Annotated in this window: 13 protein-coding genes; 8 read left to right on the top strand and 5 right to left on the bottom strand. The window is 60.6% G+C overall.

What is annotated here, in order from left to right:
• The first annotated feature begins 12 nt into the window (after window positions 1–12).
• The 4 genes from DHV10_RS11145 (at window position 13) to DHV10_RS11130 (ending at window position 6338) form a co-directional block, all read left to right on the top strand.
• Entirely contained in the window at window positions 13–1086 is a 1074-nt protein-coding gene (locus DHV10_RS11145) for a sensor histidine kinase (protein ID WP_109486392.1), read from the top strand.
• Window positions 1087–1227: 141 nt separating this feature from the next.
• Window positions 1228–1578, top strand: a complete 351-nt coding sequence (locus DHV10_RS11140; protein ID WP_109486391.1) for a PadR family transcriptional regulator — start codon at window positions 1228–1230, stop codon at window positions 1576–1578.
• A gap of 62 nt (window positions 1579–1640) precedes the next feature.
• Window positions 1641–4298 (top strand): ABC transporter permease, encoded by a 2658-nt coding sequence (locus DHV10_RS11135; RefSeq protein WP_239461496.1) that lies wholly within the window; start codon window positions 1641–1643, stop codon window positions 4296–4298.
• A 228-nt stretch (window positions 4299–4526) separates the two neighbouring features.
• Window positions 4527–6338 (top strand): FG-GAP repeat domain-containing protein, encoded by a 1812-nt coding sequence (locus tag DHV10_RS11130; protein WP_109486389.1) that lies wholly within the window; start codon window positions 4527–4529, stop codon window positions 6336–6338.
• A 63-nt stretch (window positions 6339–6401) separates the two neighbouring features.
• Here the strand turns inward: DHV10_RS11130 and DHV10_RS11125 are convergent, their stop codons facing one another.
• The 3 genes from DHV10_RS11125 to DHV10_RS11115 form a co-directional block, all read right to left on the bottom strand.
• Window positions 6402–7538 (bottom strand): endo-1,4-beta-xylanase, encoded by a 1137-nt coding sequence (locus DHV10_RS11125; RefSeq protein ID WP_109486388.1) that lies wholly within the window; start codon window positions 7536–7538, stop codon window positions 6402–6404.
• 180 nt (window positions 7539–7718) lie between these two features.
• Complete coding sequence (locus DHV10_RS11120; RefSeq protein WP_239461493.1) at window positions 7719–10442, bottom strand: ABC transporter permease; 2724 nt, start codon at window positions 10440–10442, stop codon at window positions 7719–7721.
• A gap of 35 nt (window positions 10443–10477) precedes the next feature.
• Entirely contained in the window at window positions 10478–10834 is a 357-nt protein-coding gene (locus DHV10_RS11115) for a PadR family transcriptional regulator (RefSeq protein ID WP_109486386.1), read from the bottom strand.
• A 278-nt stretch (window positions 10835–11112) separates the two neighbouring features.
• Between DHV10_RS11115 and DHV10_RS11110 the strand changes: the two genes are divergently transcribed.
• Window positions 11113–11385 (top strand): GlsB/YeaQ/YmgE family stress response membrane protein, encoded by a 273-nt coding sequence (locus tag DHV10_RS11110; protein ID WP_109486385.1) that lies wholly within the window; start codon window positions 11113–11115, stop codon window positions 11383–11385.
• Window positions 11386–11479: 94 nt separating this feature from the next.
• Here the strand turns inward: DHV10_RS11110 and DHV10_RS11105 are convergent, their stop codons facing one another.
• Window positions 11480–13345 (bottom strand): M2 family metallopeptidase, encoded by a 1866-nt coding sequence (locus DHV10_RS11105; RefSeq protein WP_109486557.1) that lies wholly within the window; start codon window positions 13343–13345, stop codon window positions 11480–11482.
• Window positions 13346–13552: 207 nt separating this feature from the next.
• Between DHV10_RS11105 and DHV10_RS11100 the strand changes: the two genes are divergently transcribed.
• Both DHV10_RS11100 and DHV10_RS11095 read left to right on the top strand, forming a co-directional pair.
• On the top strand, window positions 13553–15985 hold the full coding sequence (locus tag DHV10_RS11100) for an ABC transporter permease (RefSeq protein WP_162601434.1): 2433 nt from the start codon (window positions 13553–13555) through the stop codon (window positions 15983–15985).
• A 15-nt stretch (window positions 15986–16000) separates the two neighbouring features.
• Window positions 16001–16342: a DUF2185 domain-containing protein gene (locus tag DHV10_RS11095; RefSeq protein ID WP_109486383.1), complete on the top strand. Its 342-nt coding sequence runs from the start codon at window positions 16001–16003 to the stop codon at window positions 16340–16342.
• Window positions 16343–16378: 36 nt separating this feature from the next.
• On the opposite strand, the gene DHV10_RS11090 is transcribed toward DHV10_RS11095, so the two are convergent.
• Window positions 16379–17710, bottom strand: a complete 1332-nt coding sequence (locus DHV10_RS11090; protein WP_239461490.1) for a hypothetical protein — start codon at window positions 17708–17710, stop codon at window positions 16379–16381.
• 258 nt (window positions 17711–17968) lie between these two features.
• On the opposite strand from DHV10_RS11090, the gene DHV10_RS11085 reads away from it, so the two are divergent.
• Window positions 17969–19165 carry a 3-keto-alpha-glucoside-1,2-lyase-like domain-containing protein gene (locus DHV10_RS11085; RefSeq protein WP_109486382.1) on the top strand — a complete coding sequence of 399 codons (1197 nt, stop codon included), beginning with the start codon at window positions 17969–17971 and terminating at the stop codon, window positions 19163–19165.
• Window positions 19166–19260: the final 95 nt, after the last annotated feature.

Raw genomic sequence — 19260 nt, 5'->3', positions numbered from 1 at the left:
AGCTCGCAACGTATGTGGAATTTCTTCGTGCATCTGTTCTCACAGGACTTCATGCCTCACGGCTTCTGCTACAGGTGGGCGCCCGAGGTGCTCTGGCTGAATGCGATTGCCGACTCGGCAATTACGATCTCCTACTACATGATTCCGCTTGCGCTGGCGATCTTTGTGAAGAAGCGGCCGGACGTTCCGTTCCACTGGATCTTTTTCATGTTCGGGGTATTCATTTTCGGTTGCGGCACCACGCACCTGATGGAGGTGTGGACCATCTGGCACCCGGCGTACCGGCTGGCAGGCATTATCAAGGCGATTACGGCTGTGGCTTCGGCGGCAACGGCGGTTCTGTTGATCTGGCTCATACCCAAGGCCGTGGCCATACCCAGCCCGGCGCAGTTGCGCCTGGCCAACGCTAAACTCGCCGAGGAGGTTCAGGAGCGGCAGCGCCTGGAGCGGGCGATGCTCGACATCAGCGCGCGGGAACAACGCCGCATCGGACAGGATCTGCACGACGACCTGGGGCAGCGCCTAACCGGCATCGGCCTGATGTCGAAGTACCTTGAGGGCAGATTGGACAAAGAACACCGGCCCGAAACCGCGGAGGCGCGCAAGATTGTCTCGCTGATCAGCGAAGCAATTCAGCGAACCCGGGAGTTGGCTCGCGGCATGGCTCCCGTGCTTACGGAGGATGACGGCCTGCAGATTGCTCTTTCTCGTGCAGCCGAGGACATCTCGATGATGGCGCAGCTGGAGTGCCGGTTTGAGTGCCGGACGCCGGTGTCGATCAAGGATCAGGAAGTGGCGTACCACCTCTACTACATCGCACAGGAAGCGCTGAACAACGCGCTGCGGCATGCCAGGCCTTCTGCGATCTCCATCAGCCTCAGTTCGAACGATGGCTGCGGGATGCTCGTCGTCAGCGATGACGGTGTGGGCTTCGAGCCCCAGGGCGTTGTGGACGGCTTCGGGCGCTACACGATGGAGAACCGGGCGAGAATCATCGGCGGGACTCTGGAGATCAAATCCGGCAAGCGACAGGGCACGGCGGTGACGTGCACGTTTCCCATGCCGCAGAAGCCGCCCCAAATCTGAAGCGAGGAAGAAGGGCACTTCCCTCCCTTGTTCTCTTGTCCCCTCGTCGCCTTGTTCTCTTGTTCCCTGCTTTTCCCTCTTCCCATAGCCATTCGAGTGGAGTAGACTCTTTTCCCATAGTCATTCGAGTGGAGAGCACTCATGATTTCGAAACGACCGCCGGAAGCTGGAGACGTGCTGCAGGGCACGCTGGACATGCTGATCCTGCGCACGCTGATCTTGGGACCGGCTCACGGACACACCATCGCGCAGACCATTGAAAGCACCTCAGAAAATGCGCTCGATGTTGAACAGGGATCGCTCTATCCGGCGCTGCATCGCCTCGAGGACCGCGGCTGGGTTTCGTCGGAGTGGGGCGTGAGCGAGAACAACCGCAAGGCGAAGTTCTACCGCCTGACGAATAGAGGCCGGAAGGAACTGAACGCCGCGACCGACCGCTGGCGGAAGATGACGCGGGCGATCGGGCTCATCCTGGGTGAATTGCCGGAGTAGCTGAGTCGACCGCTGAAGAGAACGGCCCGCTGAAAACAAGCAGAGAGGAAACGCCGATGAACATGAAGCGCTTTTCAGATCGCAAGCGGAGAGATGACGACTTCGCCGAGGAGATCGAAGCACACATCCGGCATGAAGAAGACGCGAACCTCGCGCGCGGTCTCTCACCGGAAGAGGCGCGGCGTCAAGCGAATCTGCGGTTCGGCAATCGGCGCACGGTGCGCGAGCGCGAATGGAGCTATCACACGTTTCCGTTCGTCGAAGGGCTGCGGCAGGACTTCTCTTTCGCGCTGCGGTCTCTGCGGAAGACTCCGGCGTTCACTTTCATCGCCGTGCTCGTAATTGCGGTCGGCATCGGCGTGAACACGGCGGTGTTCTCTGTGATCGATGCGGTGCTGCTGAAGCCGCTGACGTATCCCGATCCGCAGCAACTGGTTTCACTGGTTAACACGGGGCCGCGCGGCGCGTTTCCGGGAGCGAGCATTCCGCGATTCAATCTGTGGCGCCAGCAGAGCAGCATCTTCCAGCAGGTGGCCGCGCTTGATTTCGGCGGCGCGGGGCTCAACATCACCGGCGGCGATCATCCAGAGCAGGTGCAGGGGCTGCACGTTTCTTCGCAGTACTTTGCGATGTTCGGAGCGCCTGTCGCGCTCGGCCGAACCTTCACTCAGGAAGAAGACAGCCCCAACGGCGGACACGTGGTGGTACTGAGCAACGCCTTGTGGAAGAGCCGGTACGGCGCAAACCCGAACATCGTGGGAACCGCAATTCAACTCGACGGTCAGCCGTATACCGTTATCGGCGTCATCGGCCCTAACTTTGTCACCGATACGCCGGCAGACCTCTGGGTGCCGTATCAGTTCGACCTGAACTCGAAAGACATGGTGTTCTTCTTCACCGCTGTGGGACGGCTCAAGCCTGGCGTGACGATCCCGCAGGCGAATGCGCAGATGCAACTCGTTGCAGAGCAGTTTCGCAGAATGTATGGCAATGAAACGCTTCCGCCGGGCGGCTCGTTCGGTGTTCGTTCGCTGCAGGCTGAGATGATTGGCGATACGCGCTCGCGTCTGCTGGTGCTGTGGGGAGCGGTGGCGTTCGTCCTGTTGATCGCATGCGCGAATGTCGCCAACCTTCTGCTTGCGCGAGCCGCGGCGCGCAAGCGCGAGTTTGCAACACGCGCCGCGCTGGGCGCAGGACGCGGGCAGATCATCCGTCAGCTTCTTGTTGAGAGCCTGGCGCTTTCGCTTACCGGTGGCCTGATCGGACTCGGCCTCGGATTCGCGGGTGTCCGCATGCTGCTGCGCATCAACCCCGGCGATATTCCACGCATCGGGGAAGACGGCGCGGCGATCAAGCCCGACCTCAACATCCTGCTCTTCACGCTTGGGATTTCGATTCTGACGGGGCTGATCTTCGGGCTGATTCCCGCCATCACGGCATCGCGCGCGAACCTGGCCGGTGCGCTGAACGAGAACAGCAATCACGCGAGCTTTGGCGTGCGCAACGGCAAGCTGCGCATGGCGCTGGTGATTGCCGAGGTGGCGCTCACGGTTGTGCTCGCAACCGGTGCCGCGCTACTGATCCGCACGTTTATGAATCTGCAGGGTGTCGACCCCGGCTTTGCCATGCACAACGTGATGAGCATGTCGATGTCGATCAGTGGCGAACGATTCCAGACGACCGCGCCGGTTGCGCAGGTCGTTCAACAGGGCGCGGACCGGCTCCATGCTGTGCCCGGCGTGATTGACGCGGGCGTGAGCAATTGCCTGCCGATGGCCGGCGGCTTTGGGATGAGCTTCGATGTGGTGGGCCGGCCAAAAGGAGGATCGACCTCTTCGGGCGGCGCGGGGTTCTGCTCCATCTCCTATGGCTACTTCAACACGCTGAAGATTCCGTTGATGGGCGGCCGCACATTTACCCGGCAGGACACGGCCGCTGCTCCACTCGTCGTAGTGATCAATGATGCGTTCGCGAAACACTTCTGGCCGGGCGGCGATCCGCTGAAGGATCGTATCCTGATCGGCGCAGGTGCGGGTCCGGCCTTCGCTGAAGGTCCGCGACAGGTCATTGGCATTGTGGGCAACACGCATGACAATGGCCCCAACCAAGATCCAACACCGATGATGTATATCCCGCTCGCGCAGATGCCGGATGCTGAAACGGCGCTGAATTCGCGCGTGGCCCCTCTGTATTGGTTCGTGCGCAGTGAGCCGGATCCGCGCACACTGACGACCGCGATCAGTACGGCACTGCGTGAGGCAAGCGGAGGACTGCCGATCGCTCACATCCGCACCATGGAGGAATTGGAAGCGACAAACATTGCGCAGCAGCGGTTGAATATGCTGCTGCTCTCGGTGTTCGGCTTTGCCGGGTTGCTGATGGCGGCCATCGGAGTCTACGGCGTCATGTCCTACTCCGTGCAACAGCGGACGCAGGAACTCGGCGTACGCATGGCTCTCGGAGCGCAGACATCGAACCTGCGCAACATGGTGATCCGGCAAGGCATGACGCTCACGCTGATTGGACTCGTGATCGGCGGTGCGGGAGCATTCTGGCTGACGCGCTTCCTCGCCGGTTTCTTGTTCGGCGTGAAGCCGCTCGACCCGCTGTCGTTCATTGCGACGCCGGTGGTGCTGGCGATTGCAGCGTTGATGGCGGTGTGGGTTCCGGCGCTTCGGGCGACGCGTGTGAATCCCATGGCCGCGTTGCGCGTGGAGTGATTCGCGCGGCATCAGTCCGGCTCTCAGATCGCTGACGAGATTGATCTTACGTTCGGAAGCGGCGCAAAGCGATTTACCTTTGCGCTCCGGACATCTTTCAATGCGGGATTACGATTCGTTCATCAGCCACCAAACCCACCTGGGGTGAGCAACCTCCTCCGAAGACGGTTCATTCCAACTTCCTATGCAGGATTCCCCAGATCTTCGCCTGCATGCCCAGGAGTTGTTATGTGTAAACGCACCGCGAGTGCAATGCTCGTGTGCGCGGCTTCGCTAGCTCTGCCGTGCTTTGCCCAGAACCAAGCCACATTCAATCTGAAGTCCACGTCCACCTCTGCGACTTACTTCTACAACGCCTATTCGGTGGATCTGAACAACGACGGCATCCCCGACCTCATCGGCGAAACAGGTTCAGCCGGATTCAACACCTATATCTCAAACGGAGACGGGACGTTCAAGCCTGGCTACTCTTTTCACTTTTCGTCGCCGTACAACCAGGCCAACACTCCCGTCGCTTATGGTGACTTCAACGGTGACGGGAAGATCGACCTGATTGCAGAACTCTCCGGAACCAGCCAGATCGCGTACTTTGCTGGAAATGGGGATGGCAGCTTCCAATCGCCTGTGTTTGAAAGTATCAACCTCGCAGGCGCGCACTTCGAGGCCGAGGAGTTGTTAGTTGCCGACTTCAACCGGGATGGCAAGCTGGACCTTATCACCGCTGTGAACGGCCCAACTGCCGGCGTGAACTATATCGTGTTGATCCCCGGTGCAGGCAGCGGTCAGTTTGGCACGGCAAAGAACATCTATAACGCACCCGCGGATCATGGCCCAGGCTGGTCGCTGCGGCTCGGCGACTTCGACGCAGACGGTAAAGCGGACTATGCCTTTAGCGAAAGCACCGTGTGCAACCAGGGTGGGTGCACGGCAGGCACGCTGCACGTGGAGTATGGCGACGGAGCTGGAAACTTCGCCGACAGCACGCCGTATAGCTCTTCAGGGTACGTGTTCGTTTTCAATACCGGCGATTTGAACAATGACGGAAAGACAGACATCTTTGGTCTCAGCCAGAGCGGAGGCACCCCGCAGCTCATTACCTTGTATGGAAGCAGCAGCCGGACATTCGCTCTGCACACCATGAGCTCCGGATTGCCGCCGACATCTTCGGGGCTGGGCATTCCCGTGATCGCTGACTTCAACGGCGACGGCGCAGCTGATCTCGCGGCGCTCGGCCTGGATAATGGGCAGAACGCGATGGTGTTGTTCCTTGGCAATAACTCGCCGGGAACGTTCTCGGTGGAAACACTGCTGCCCCCGGTTGGTGCTGGAGCCGATCAAGTTGCCTTCCTGGCGGGCGACTTCAATCGCGACACCAAGCCCGATGTCGCCTGGATCTCCCAGAACAACTCGGGGACGCCGATCTCGCTTGTGACTGATCTGAATGGCACTTCCGGAACCTTCACGAACGGCTGTTCCTACCCGGCCAAGGGCCAGGGCATCAACGCATGCACCATCACCGGCTCGTCTACATCCGTGGCTTTCCACGCGACCGCAGCCTCGTTCGGCAAAATCCGCAAGCTCGAACTCTGGGTCGATGGCAAGAAGATCGGGGAGCAGCGGAACGACTGGGGCGATCACTACGCCTTCTTCAACCTCAGCACCACCCTTCCTACTGGACACCACACAGGAACCTACTACGCAGCCGACATTGACAACCGTCTGCAGCGCACTGACTTCGGCTTCTCTGTCGGGACCAGCTCAACCTGCTCGGCTCCTTCATCGGCAGGAGTTCACGTTTGCAAGCCGGCAAATGGATCGACAGTGGGATCGCCGGTTGCGGTGCAGGCTGCCGCAACCATCACGGGTACGCTGGCGCGCATGGAAGTGTGGGTGGATGGCGTGAAGAAGTACAGCGAGACGACGAGCAAGTCTTTCAGCACGTCGATCGCACTTGGCACGGGCAAGCATCGCTTCGATGTCTACGCTGTGAATACGGCAGGCACGAAGTGGGAAAGCACAGTGTACGCGAGTGTTAACTAGAACCCTCTTGGTGCGAAAGAGGGCCCGTAGAGGCGGATCAGATCCGGCCTCTACGGGCTCATTTCATTGCTGCGCAGCCTTCAGAACGGCATAGAACGCCGGCTTCGGCTTGCCATCGCGATCGAAGAGCAGCGGGTAGGATGTCCTGCCGCGGACGGGCCAGTTGTTGAGCCACGAGCCCTTGTCGGTTGTGCCCCAGAAAGTGACGCGATTGACTACGTCGCGGTGCTTCCAGAACACGGCGAAGAGGTCGGCATAGCGCTTCGTCAGTTGCTGCTGAACATCATCGGGCAAGCCGTTCGCGTACGGATTCAGGTTGGGCTTCTCCTCAACCTTGGCGCCTACGTCGGCGGTGTGGTTCCAGGTCGAGGGCAGCACGTCGATATCGAGCTCGGTGATCGCAACCTTCACTCCCGCGGCCGAAAACTCCTCAATGGCAGCTTCTTCATCCGCTGCACTGCCGGAGAGATGCAGATGCGCCTGGCTGCCGACGACGGCAACTGGCACTCCTGCGGCCTTGATCTTCTTCACCAACTCGATTGCGCCTTTGCGCTTGGCAGCGCTCTCCATGTTGTAGTCGTTGTAGTTCAACTGCGCATCCGGATCAGCTTCGTGGGCCCACTGGAACGCCTTGATCACGTAGTCGTCGCCGATGATTTTCTCCCACGGTGACTGGCGCATCGTGCCGTCTTCGTTGAGAGCTTCGTTCACCACATCCCAGCTCTGGACTTTGCCCTTGTAGCGGCCGACGACCGTTTTGATGTGATCGTGCAGCCGATCGAGCAGCGCGTCGCGCGTCATTGGATTTCCTTTTTCATCCTTGAACACCCAAGCCGGCGTCTGCGAATGCCAGCAGAGATTGTGACCCACGATGAACATGTGGTGCTGCTGGCCGAACTCGACGTACTTGTCAGCTAGCGTGAAGTCGTACGCATCGGGCCGGGGATGAATCAGCGCCCACTTCATTACGTTCTCAGGCGTGATGGAGTCGAACTGCTGCACGATCAGTTCGTCGCCCTGCGCGTCCGCTCCCGTGATCTGGGCGGAATTGACGGCGACGCCCACATAGAATGCGCCGTGAAAAGCGTCCTTCAGCGTGGCGGGAACTTGAGTTGCCGGGGAAGCCGGCGCCTGAGCAAGTGTTGAAAGTGCCGGTAAAGCCAGCCCGAAAGCAAGGGCAATCAGAGGTCGCGCACGCATGGTTCTCTCCGGAAGTTCAGTGGTGGATATTGAGGCGGTCACGATGCGTAGCGTTCAGCTCGCACCTTGTCTGCCCCACCCGCCACGATAAGAACATCCGGAGAAACTTGCAACTGGCCTCGGCGGCCCCGCATCCGTCGCTGATTTCTAGTCCCTGGTCCCTAGTCCCTGTTCCCTGCTCTACTCGTGTCTCAACGCATCCATCGGCTGCACGCCCGCCGCGCGTCGTGCGGGAATCCACGTGGCAACGATGGCTACCGCAAGGAGCACGGCGGCTCCGACAACGATCGTCGTCGGATCGTCTGGGCTTACGCCATAGAGCATCGATCGCACCAGCTTTGTGCAGGCCAGCGCTCCGGCCAGCCCCACAGCAACGCCGGCCACCGTCAGGCCGGTGCTCTCGCGCAGCACCATCGAGCGCACCTGCGAGGGCTGCGCACCGAGGGCAAGGCGGATGCCGATCTCATTTCTCCGCTGCGCCACCGAGTAGGCCATGATGCCATAGATGCCCACGCATGCCAGCGACAGCGCCAGCACTCCAAATCCGGATGTGAGCGCGGCGAGCGCGCGCTCGATCGACAGCGTTGCCGCGATCTGCTCACGCTGCGTGCGAAGATCGGTCACGGGCAGATCGCGATCGACTGCCTGAACCACGTTTCGCAGAACTGGCGCCAGGGCAGCAGTGCTCAGCGACGTGCGCATCTGGTACGTCATCCCGTGCACTTCCTTCTGCTGCACATAGGGGACGAAGAACTGCGCGGGCGGGCTGTCGCGCAGCGTGTAGTAGTAGGTGTCCGAACAGATGCCGACGATTCTGATCAGCTGTGTGTCGTCGCGGTCTGCGCGGAACATCCGGCCGATCGGATTTACGCCCGGAAATCGCTTCTTCGCCAGCGCCTGATTGATAATGGCAACCTTGGGCGATGTCGCCGTGTCCTGCGCGTTGAAGCCTCTTCCAGCGATGATGTTGATTCCCAGCGTGGGGAAGAAGTCGTTGCCAACGGTGTTGAAGTCCTCCGCCGTAAATTTGTTTTTCACGACCTTCTCGCCCTCGGGCAGAAAATCGGAGTTGCTCATGGAACCCGCAAGATAGGCCGTAGCTGACGGCGTTACATGCGCCACGCCGGGCAAACCTGCCATTCTGGCCTCGAGCTGCTGGTGCAGCGCCACATCTTTTCCGGCCGGGTAGCGGGCTGCGGGGGGACTGACGTCGAAGAGCACCAGGTGGTCCGTGTTGAAGCCGACATCCTGCGAGTCGAGCGCCGTCAGCGTGCGCAGAAAGAGGCCGGCACCGATCACCAGCATGGTCGAAAGCGCAATCTGCAGCCCTACGAGGGCCTTACCGCTGAGGCCGCGTCTGCGGCGGGTCGTGGTCTGGGCCGATTCCTTGAGACTGCTCGAGACCTCTGTTCTTGCTGCGAACAGAGCCGGCGCCAGTCCGAAGAGAATTCCGGTCGCCAGAATGATGAGCGCTGTGCAGGCAAACACCGCCCAATCGAACGGAACGCGGATGTTGAAGTCTTCCCACGAATTCGTCAGCAGGCGCGGAAGGACATTGCGGCCCACATAGCCCAGCAGCAAGCCGCCGCAGCCGCCCAGCAAAGCCAGTAGCAGGCTCTCAGTGAGCAACTGCCGAGCCACGCGCGCACGCGCAGCTCCCAGCGCCATGCGCACGCTCATCTCGCGCTGCCGGTGGGCTCCGCGCGCCAGCAAAAGATTTGCTACGTTTGCGCAGGCAAGCAGCAGAACCAGCCCCGTGAGACCGAGCAACACCATCATGGGCTTCTTGAACATGCGGTCTGCCCAGTGCAGGCCGCGGCTGCCATCCACGAGTTGAAGGCGGGGAATCGTGTCGCCCTGCTTGACGGTGGCCAGCGCCCGAACCACCGCCTCAAACTGCACGCCGAGGCCTTGCTGGGCTTCGGTTTCCGGGATGCCGGGCTTTACGCGGCCTACAATATTCAGCCACCAGAAATCGGGGTTGACGAGATCGGAGCTCTTTTCTCTCTGCACGGTCAGCAGAGGCTCCAAGCTGATGGGCACGAAGAGGTCCGGAGATTCCAGCACGTTCTTGGCGCCCGTGAAGTGCGCGGGATTCACACCGACAATCGTCAGCTTCGCCTGGTTCAGAGTGATGGTCTGGCCAAGCGCATCCGGCGAGCGGCCGAACTCGCGGCTCCACAACCCATCGCTGATGACTGCCACGTTGCCCGATTCCGAACTGGTTTCATCAGCGAGCTGAATCGCCCTGCCCAGCTGCGGGCGGACCCCGAGTGTGTCGTAGTAGTTTCCTGTCACCTCCGCGACCGTCACGCGCCGCGCCGTTCCGCGCACGGTGGCGTTCATACCGTCTTCCTTGAAACCGGCAAGACTCTCCATGCCGGCGGGGTGCAGGCTCATCTCGCGGAAGATGGGGAAGGGAAACACGCTGCTCGTCTGCGAGCGGTCCGGCAAGGTATCGAAATCTCCCCACGAGTGGTGCGCGATGACCTTGTCGTCGCCGATCCAGCGCAACATCTTCAGCTGCTCGGCATTCGGAATCTGCAGGCGGTCGTACAAGAGCACTTTGGCAACCGAGAAGATCGCCGTATTTGCCCCGATCGCCAGAGCCAGCGAGCCGGCGGCGATTGCCGTGAACCCGGGGCTCTTGCGGAGCATGCGGGTCGCGTAGCGTAGGTCAGCTCCGAGCTCGTCGAACCAGCGCAGTCCCAGCGAGGTCCGCATCCCCTCCTTGTGCGTAAGCGCGGTGCCGAGTGCGATGCGAGCCTGTCTCGCGGCTTCCTGCGGCGACTTCCCTGCCCGGATCAGATCCGCCGTGACCGCCTCGAGATGAAACTCAAGTTCGGCGTCCATCTCCTGCTCCACGCGTCTGCGCTGCGTCACGGCCTTAAGCCAGGAGCTCAACTCTGCCGCCTTACGGCTCGCCCAGCTTTGCCCGCTCATAGGCTCCCCGGCGTCGCGCTGAGGATTCCGGCGATGATGCCGGCCATGCGATTCCACTTCTCGGTTTCGGCGTCCAGACGCTTCTTCCCGGCCGTGGTCAGCCGGTAGTACTTGGCGCGCCGGTTGTTTTCACTATCGCCCCACTCGCTTGCGATGGCGCCCTGATGCTCGAGCCGGTAAAGCGCGGGGTAGAGAGAGCCCTGCTGGACGATCAGCTCTTCGCCCGATATCTGCTGGATGCGCAGCAGGACTCCGTAGCCATGCAGCGGCCCCAGCGACACGGCCTTCAAGATCAGCAAGTCGAGCGTGCCCTGCAGCAGTTCTGTCTGTTTCTCTTCCGGTTTAGCGACCACGGGCTTCTCTCCTTGACTGTCTAGGAAAGAAGCCTACACGCACTCTCCTAGGCCGTCAAGGAGAGCGGCGAGAAATGTTACGAGCTGTGACCTCTACGCGGGCGGGCGAATCCGCATCTTACTTGCTGCTGTACGGAACTCGGAGAAAAGTGTAGTCGTTTGCTGGGTTTGCGGTGTATGCTCCCTTGCTGCAGAAGGACTGACGTCAAACTCATCCCCCAAACGGTCCACTATTCCAATCTGTTTCACAATCCCATCAACCAAGGAGGAACAAGAATATGGGTCATGGATTGATTGCCTGGATCATCATCGGGGTTATCGCAGGCTGGCTCACAGGAAAGCTCATGAAGGGGTCCGGATTCGGCTTCTTCATGGACATGATCGTTGGACTCGTCGGCGCGCTGGTCGGCGGATTTCTCTCAAGCCACATGGGCATGGGTGGCGTCGGCGAGCACGGGCTCATCATCAGCATCGTTATAGCGGTCATCGGCGCTGTGCTGCTCACCGTCATTCTGCGCCTGATCACCGGCAACCGCTCAGCCGAGCTGTAACTCCCACGCCATTACCAGTCCCGTTCATCGCGAAGCTGTGCCCCGTGTATCGCGGGCATCTTCGCGATGAGCGGAACGTTGTCTTCATCGCGATTCAGCGTGTACCTTTCGCGTTCTGCTCTTTCAACCACTGATAGAGCGGAGCAAAGTAGTCGAGCATCGGCTGCGCGTCGAGATGATCGGTGCCGGTCATCGCCTTCAGCGTCTCCTGCCACGGCTTCGACTGCCCGGCCTCGAGCATCTGGTTGAGCTTGTCACCTGCGGCTTTCGAGCCGTAGAAGCTGCACCGGTTCAGCGGCCCCTTGTATCCGCTCGCGTCGCACATGGCCTTGTAGAACTGGAACTGGTAGATCCGCGCGAGGAAGTACCGCGCGTACGGGACGTTGGTTGGCACATGATTCTTTGCGCCGGCGTCGAAGTCGGCCTCGGTCCTCTCGACGGGCGGAGCCACGCCCTGGTACTTCTCCCTTAGCGTCCACCATGCCTTGTTGTAATCACCCGGCTTGATCTCGCCGGAGAAGACTTCCCATCGCCACTTGTCCAGCGCCAGCGCAAACGGCAGAAAGGCAACTTTGTCCAGGGCTGTGCGCAGCTGCAGCGGGATGTCTGCGTCGGCCGGCGGCTCAGTGTCGGTCAGTCCCAGGTTTTTCAGATACGCCGGCGTGATCGATAGTGCAATTGCATCGCCGATCGCCTCGTGGAATCCGTCGTTCGCGCCGTTGCGGAAAAGGAACGGCTGCTTGTTGTAGGCCCGCTGGTAGAAGTTGTGTCCCAGCTCGTGATGTACCGTGGTGAAGTAGTCGGCGTTGACCTCGATGCACATCTTCACGCGCAGATCTTCGGCGTTGTCCACGTCCCACGCCGACGCGTGGCACACCACCTCGCGATCGCGCGGGTGAACAAACTGCGACCGTTCCCAGAATGTCGCAGGCAGCGGCGCGAAGCCAAGCGATTTGAAGAAGTCCTCTCCGTAGCGCACCATGGCGCGACCGGCAGCCAGGCTGGCCGCATGGCCCGTGTCGGACGTAAGGTCGACACCTTCTTTGAATGCCGGCGCTGCTGCCGGATCTTTCTCCGCGATTTGCTGCTTCAGCGCCGCCTCAAGATCGACCGGCTTGAACTGCGCGAGCTTCGGATCTGTGGGCGCAACGATGTCGTAGATGTTGCCCCACTCCTGCGCCCACATGTTGCCCAGCAGCTGCGCCGGAATCATGCCATCGGACCGCTCTGCCGCCTTGCCGTACTTTGCGATGAGCCGGCTCCGCACGTACTTGTGCAGCTCGCGATAGAGCGGCTCGAGCTGCGCCCACGCACGGTCCACCTCCGCCGAGAACTGTGCCGGAGTCATATCGTATCCCGCACGCCACAGCTCGCCGGTATCGTGATAGCCCAGTTCTTTGGCGCCGACATTCTGCAGCTCGATAAAGCGCGCGTACTTGTTGCGCATCGGCGCCCCCACTGCGTGCCAGCCGACCCATAGCCGGGTCAGCTCTTCGGGGTCGCGCGAATGCGCCATGATGTTCGAGACCGCATCGATGCCGAGGCACTTGCCTTGCTGCGGACAATACTTGCCTTTGCCGTACATGCCGGTGAGCTGAGCCGCAAGCTGCGTCTGCTCCTCCAGCAGATTCGGCTCCTTCGGGGCTGCCGGCGTTCCCAGCTGCAGCAGCTTCATTTGCCGCTGAAGGTCCGGCGGCAGCTCGGCCTTCAGTTTGTCCCAGCGATGGCTCTCTGCCGCGAGCGCCAGCATGCGCGCCGTGAATTGCTGGTTCAACAGAGCAGTGGTCGATTCCGTGTCTCCGGTGATGTCCGTCTCCGCGGTCCATGCGGCCCGGGATGTCTGCGCCGAAAGCTTCAGAAGCTCCGCATTGGTTTTGTCGATGAAGTCCCTGGCCTCAGTGGAAGACGTCGTTTTTTGTACGTGTGGTTCTTGAGCAAGAATCGCTGGAACGGCCGCCATGCAGAGAAGTAGTCCCGGGATAACGTGAGCACGCATGATCGGCAGTATAAAAGTTTCGACCCGGTGGCGGCAGTGACCCGCTGCAGCGCGCCTCAGTCAAGCTTCATCTCATCCCAAAAGATCCCCTGATCCCCTCTGCGTATGAGAGACTTGCCGGAGGCGCACACCCCCGAGCGCCATCGAGCACCTGCCAGCGAGGTCACAACCTTGAGCCTGCTTCGAGATCTGCAGTTCTCTCTTCGCCAGTTGCGCCGCGCCAAAGTCTTTGCCGCCGTTGCGATTCTCACGCTCGCGCTCGGCATCGGGTCGAACACCGCGATCTTCAGCGTTTTCTACTCGGTGCTGCTGCGCCCGCTCGGCTTCCGCGACGCCGATCGGATCGTGATGGTGAACGAGCGCGCAAAGCAGTTCCCCAGCCTTTCCGTATCGTGGCAGAACCTCAGGGACTGGGAGACGCAGAGCACGTCGTTTGAAGAATTTGGTGCGGCACGTGTCTTCACCATGGCGCTGACCGGCAATGGCGAGCCCGAGCAGGTGCCGAGCGAAATGATCAGCGGCAACCTGCTGCATCTGCTCGGCGTGAATGTTGCCGCCGGCCGCGGCATCAGCCCTTCCGACGATCAGCCCTCGTCTTCAGCCGTCGCGCTGCTTGGATACAACTTGTGGCAGCGCAAGTACTCGGGCTCGACGGACGTGCTGGGAAAATCCATCACCCTCGATCGCCAGAGCTACACAATCGTCGGGATCATGCCCAAGGGCTACGAACTCCTGCAGCAGACGCCGGACGTGGTGATCGCGATGGGGCCGTGGGCCGCAAAACTGCCCGACGATCGCTCGTGGCATCCGGGCATCTTTGCCATCGCGCGGCTCAAGCAAAACGTGACGCTCGCGCAGGCTCGCGCCGAGATGAGCACCATCGCGCACCGGCTGTATGAGAAATATCCCAACGACAACATCGCGATCGATGCCGTCGTGAACCTCATGCACGAGCAGCTCGTGAGCCAGTCGCGGCCTGCCCTGCTGACGCTTCTCGGAGCCGTCATCTTCGTGTTGCTGATCGCGTGTGGCAACATCGCCAACCTGATGCTCACGCGCGCGACGGCGCGAAGGCGCGAGTTGTCTATCCGTATCTCACTCGGTGCATCGGACTGGCAGATCATCCGCCAGCTCATCCTTGAAGGGCTTTTGCTGTCGCTGATGGGAGCAGTCGCGGGCGTCGCTCTGGCCTATGCGCTTTTGCCTTCTTTGATTCGGCTGGCGGGAACCTCGCTGCCGCCGAACGCCGATGTCCGCATCGACATGCACGTGCTGCTCTTCACCGCGCTGCTTTCGATTTGCGCCGGAGTGTTCTTCGGCGTGGCTCCGGCGGGGCACGTCCGCATATCGGATCTGCGTTCAATCTTGAATGAATCGGAACGAGCCGGAGTCGGCCGGCAGGCTCGCGCATTGCGTAACATTCTCGTCGTCTCCGAAATCTCGCTGGCGCTTCTGCTGCTGATGGGCGCAGGACTCTTCGTGCGCAGTCTCAATCGGCTCTCGGCGGTGAGCCTCGGCTTTTCCGACGATCACATCCTGGTCGCCGACCTTCAGGTTCCGCCGCCCTCCCCTGTGCCTGCCGACGCCCACCGCAACATGGACTTCTACGAGAACACGCTGCGCGAACTGCACTCGCTGCCGGGCGTGCGCTCCGTGGCTGCGGCTTCCGTGCTCCCCGTCAGCGGACAAGGCTCCGTGATTCACTTCAACATCCAGGGCCGCCCGCCGCGCAACGGCTCTGAATACATCATGGCCAACTACCGGACCGTGAGCGCTGAATACTTTCAGACGCTGCGGATCCCCCTGCTGCAGGGCCGCTGGATCGAGACCACCGATCGCGAGAACATGCCGCCCATCGTCGTCATCAACGAGGCGATGGCAAAGACATACTTTCCAAACCAGAACCCCATCGGCAAGAAGATGCAGATCGGCGCAACACCGGAGAACGACGTACCGTGGATGATGATTGTCGGCGTGGTCGGTAATGTGAAGCAGTCGCTCGTGGCCGACATGCCCACCGAGTTCTACGTTCCCTACCGCCAGGCCAACGAAGTACTCCCCGTGCGCACCATGTCCGTCGTTCTCCGCACCGAGGTGGATCCGCGCGCGCTAATTCCCGACCTCCGCGCCACCGTGCATCGCGTCAATCCCAATCAGCCCGTCGTGAAAATCCGAACGATGGAAGACAACGTCGCGCAGAACTTCTCGCAGCCGCGCTTCCGCACTCTGCTGCTCGTCGTGTTTGCTGGAATCGCGCTACTCATTGCAGCCGTCGGAGTGTACGGCGTGATGGCCTACGCCACCGTCCAGCGCGCCGGTGAGATGGCGATCCGCATGGCCCTCGGCTGCAGCGTCGAGAAAGTGTTCATGCTCGTCGTCACCGACGGCCTTCGCCTCACGCTCATCGGCATCGCGATCGGTACAGCCTTCGGACTTGCACTGAGCCGGTGGCTGAAATCGCTCCTGTTTGGGGTGTCCGCTACGGATGCGCTGACATTGGCCGGGTCGATTTGCGTAGTGCTTGTTGCGGGCGTCGCGGCTACGTTGATTCCAGCACGAAGGGCTTCCAGAATCCAGATTGCCACCATGATGCGCGAAAACTAGTGAGAGAATGGTTCGGTGAAGAAACAGTACAAGCTGAGTGCGGACCAGATACAAACTCTAGTCACAGCGCGCGGGTCGTGTATCGCAAGTGATCGCATCACCGTGGACGGAATGCGTGTCGGCTATATGTATCGCGAGAAAAGTCAGGATCCTTCTGACAGCGGCTGGAACTTCTTTTCCGGCGACGAGCCGCAGGATTACGTAGACGACCCGCGGAACTTGGGGATGTACAACGTCAACACAATCGCCAACTACGACCCCGACATCGTTCCGCTGTTAGACAAGCCGTTCGGAACCGCTTGGGCACGCGACGAGAAGGGAGAATTCGTCGAGGATCAGATCAACCCAATCGAATGACTGTTGAGACAACGAAGACTCTCGGCGCTTATCGAGCTATGATCCCGGTCGCAACCTGACAAACACCGACACCCCCGCCGGATCCGATCCATACACCGCCTGCAGCGGCTTGCCGACTCCATACGCCGTGACCTGAGCCCCAAGCGCGGTGGACAATCCGCGCCAGCGCGAGACCTCGCGATCGTATCCAGCCGTATACGCCTGGACATGCGTTAACGGCTCTTCGTGAAATTCCGCAGGTAGCGGCTGCTCTCCCAGCAACAGCTCATTCGTCCGCCCCGCATTCTCGATCCGCGTCCACGCATAGTTGCGATCCCTGAACCGAAGTGTCGACTCGAGCAGGTAGCTGTTTTCTCTGGCATCATCCGCCAGCGACCGCGTCCGTCCCCACAGCAGCGTGTTCGCCCAATTCCCATGCGCAACCGGACGGTTGTACATCACGGAAGCCGTCGTACGCGCCTGGTCCTCATCCGGAAACAGCGCCTCCGGGCTCTTGATGCGCGCATACGATACCTGCCCGCTCCAGTTTTGCCCAGGCTGCACAGTGAGCCGCGTCGCCCATGAATCGATTTTGCCCTGATCGATGTTCCAGCGGTGCTCATCCGGCTCGCGCCCGTGAAATCCGCCCGCCTCGACGCGGACGATGCCCTTCGTGTAGCCGATCGTGATTACATCGTTGGCAATGTGGGTCGAATCCTGCTGATGATGACCCAGCGTCCCCACTGGATTCTCCGAAGCCGAAGCACGGTGCGGGTAAGCTGTCGGCCCGATTGCCGGATCTCCGATCGGCGCCGCATAGATACTCAGCAGCTGATCTTTGCCGAGATGCAGGTCATAGATCGCCGCCAGCTCCATGAAGAAATCATGCGGATGCTGCCCGTCGGCAATTGGAATCCCATAGGCCGTTTCGCCCTGCTGAAAGAGCAGCGGATAGCGCTCTGATGTGACGGTCGCCGGCTCCAGGCTGAACATTCCGCGCACTGTCAGCTGGCCCGGACCCAGCTCGCGCTCGGCCATCGGCATGAACCAGTTGGTGGAGAAAAGCTTGTCCCCGCCGCGCTGGCTCGACTGCTGCGTGTCCAGCACAAAGGCGTTTGCGTGGAACATCAGCATCCACACGCCTTTCATGCTCATCACCATTGGCACCGGCGTCGAATTCGGCTCCGCGCTCGTGCCTGAAGAAGCATGATGCTCGATCGCTTGCACGAACGTCTTCGGATGCATCTCGCCCATCAGCCGCATCATGCCTTGATCTTTGCCCGAGTCCATCCCACCCATGGAGTGCGCAGGCTGTTGCTGCCCACGGCCAAACAAAGAGAACATCAATAGCAAAATGAAGACTGCGTAATGAACGAGACGATTAAGCATTCACCCTTTCGATGCACCACCCGCACCACGGATTCCAATCTCATTGAAGTACACGCGGCCGGCGCACTGATCATGGTTTTACCACGCTCCATCACAGCGTCATCGCGATGAGGGGAATCGGGCAGGAGTCCGCGCGAGCATGCTTACAAGCCGGAATGAAACATCCGGCTTCGCCGGCTTGCTCGCGCTTGGTAACTTCATCTCACTCCCTCGTCCCACGGGCGAGGACTTCCCCATTCCCCAGGAGAAAAGTACGACATGCACGCCCTCCCCCGCACTCTCTCGGCGCGGTACGCAACCATCGCGCTTCAGCGCGGACTGAACCTCGCTACCCTGCTTGCATTCAGCTTCGCAACACTCTCGCTTAGCGCATCTCCGAGCCAGCCCATTCAAGTTCCCATGGCGCCGGAGAGCTTTGTGCTGTCAACTCCCAACGGCAGTTCCGCAACCAGCCCACAATTCGTAGAGCATCTCGGTCGTGAGGCCGTCGACCTTCCGTCAGGCCTTCTCAACGTGAAGGACTCGAAGATGCGCGACGGAATCATCGACGTAGACATCGCAACCAAGCCCAACGCCCTCTTCGCCGGGATCGCCTTCCGCACAGAATCTGACGCAAATCTCGAGATGGTGTATATCCGGCCGGGCCTCACCGACACACTCGAAGCCATGCAGTACACCCCGCGTCTGAATGGAGACGCAATCTGGCAGCTGCTCAACACGAACCACGAAAAAGCCAGCGCGCATTTTCCTAAAGACCAGTGGTTCCATATCAAGTTAGTGGTCAGCGGCCGCACCTGCGTGGTCTTCATGAACAACAGCCCGGATCCCGCAATGACAGTCACCAATCTTCGCCGAGGAGACAGCGAGGGAGCCATTGGACTGTGGGGTCTCGGCGGCGGCGCTTATTTCAGCAATCTGAGCTACACTCCCGCGCCGGACAGGACACAGCTTGCTGACTTGCCGCCTTTCCAAGAGGCCGGAGTTATTTCGCATTGGGAGCTCTCTGCTGCGTTTGACGCTGCCGACGTGGATGCGACGACTTACCCGACGTCCATCTCACAATGGGACAGAGTCCAGGCTGAGGATCCCGGATTCGTTCTGATCAACCGCTACCGCACCAGCCCAGCTATATTTCCCATGCCGCCTCGTGAGGAGATGCAAAAGGGCCGCGTCAAGGGCGCGAAAGTCGTCTTCGCCCGCGCCCACGTCGCTTCGGGCAGCGCCGCAGACAAGATACTCACGATCGGATACAGCGATGACATCGTCGTTTATCTGAATGGGAAGCAGGTTTTCTCGGGCAAGAACGCGCTCGGCTATCGCAGTGACGACGCGCTCGGCGTCTTCGGGCTCAATGACCAGGTGCCCATCCACCTGAATCCAGGCGATAACCAACTTCTGGTCGCCGTAACCGAGTACAACGGCGGCTGGGCTTTTGAATGCAAGCTTTCACAATGAATCGGGTGCCCATGGTCCCTCGCAGATTTGGGACCAGGGATCGTCGGTTCGGACGAAGACTCAGCCACAAACAAAAACGCCCTGCCGATTTGGCA

This window comes from Occallatibacter savannae (assembly GCF_003131205.1).
In the GTDB taxonomy this organism is placed as follows: domain Bacteria; phylum Acidobacteriota; class Terriglobia; order Terriglobales; family Acidobacteriaceae; genus Telmatobacter; species Telmatobacter savannae.
This window is presented reverse-complemented; position numbering and strand designations above follow the sequence as displayed.